The sequence below is a fragment of the Halorubrum sp. AD140 genome, assembly GCF_034497445.1.
Classification (GTDB): domain Archaea; phylum Halobacteriota; class Halobacteria; order Halobacteriales; family Haloferacaceae; genus Halorubrum.
Genome location: NZ_JAXRUU010000249.1, coordinates 1 through 1,218 on the forward strand (window position 1 = coordinate 1; position 1,218 = coordinate 1,218).

The 1,218-nt window shown below is 52.8% G+C and carries 1 pseudogene; it reads right to left on the bottom strand.

From position 1 onward, the window contains the following. Positions 1 to 457: pseudogene (locus tag U4E84_RS17920) on the bottom strand (hypothetical protein); the annotation flags it as partial. Positions 458 to 1,218: the final 761 nt, after the last annotated feature.

Consider the following 1,218-nt stretch of genomic DNA (forward strand, 5'->3'; position numbering starts at 1 on the left):
GAGTTAGTCCCTGTATCACAAATTTACCAGTCGAATAGAGCATAAATGTTGATTCAGGCTGTTCCAACTTGGCTATTACGGCGGAAAATTGCTCAGGTTCGTATTCCACATCCATCTCCTGTTGACTAAACGTGTCCGCTATCAACTCTAGTTGGAGTGGAACATCAAAATCACCACTCACAGCAAGATTGGTTATTTTGGGCTTCTGAATAATGGTCGCTTCGTGACCAATTTCGTCTAAATCTTCGACTATTTGTCGGACGTATCCTTCGGCTTCCTCAGTTGATGTACTACCGTAAATGAGGGACCGTTTTTTATCCCAATTCCGACCAGTAATGATGACACGAACATTGCTTGTTTCACTTGGCGTGTAGATGTGACCAGCTTCTCCCCGTTCGTATCCATCAAGTAATTCCAACTTAGTGGGATCCATCTGGATAACTGCCTTGTGCATCATCGAATGGAGTCCATATGTTACGTTGCTAGGATCTATTTCCATACTAATCCATTATATCGCGTTGTTGTGTAAGTACCTGCTTGCGAAATCTGAATCTACATGATATTAGCTCAACCGCGGAAGCAGTGGGGTACCTCAGAATCTGTGGCCTTAGCCACACCTCTAACCGCGAACCGACCCTCCGGCGTCGGTTCGGCGTCGACGAGGAGCTCGTGGGGTCGAGATCTCTGCTTGTGTTGCGGTCGAGAACGTCCCGATCCCATCGGTCAGGCGGGGCGATCGCGTCGCAAACGGCCACAAAAAGCGGGTCGAGGTTGTGTTGCCACCCACGAGGGGCCGCGCTACCGGAGCGTCTGCCCCTTCCCCCACGCGCTCCGTGCCGGTCGGATTTTCGGCCCCGACTCATCGCGGTAGCGTGTCACCGCCTCTTTGAGCCGCTCCGGATCACCACCGATGACGCGTCGGTCCGATGTTCGGTCCAGTCGTTTCCGGGAGAAATCCATCTATGCCCGACAGTCACCGGAAACAACGAGATCGACGACGAGGGCGAGGGCGCGACGGGCGCTACTTCGACTGTCGAAAGACTCGACCTTTGAGGCGTGAGGCGACCGAATTCGGCGTCATTGAAACGGTGATTTCTGACATCGTTCAGCCGACGATGACAAAATCTACACGGATGCAGCACCGACGCCAGATCGAATGGTCGACTCGTTGTGGTACCCGTCCTTGAAGACGTCGGCACCATCCACGACGACATCGTC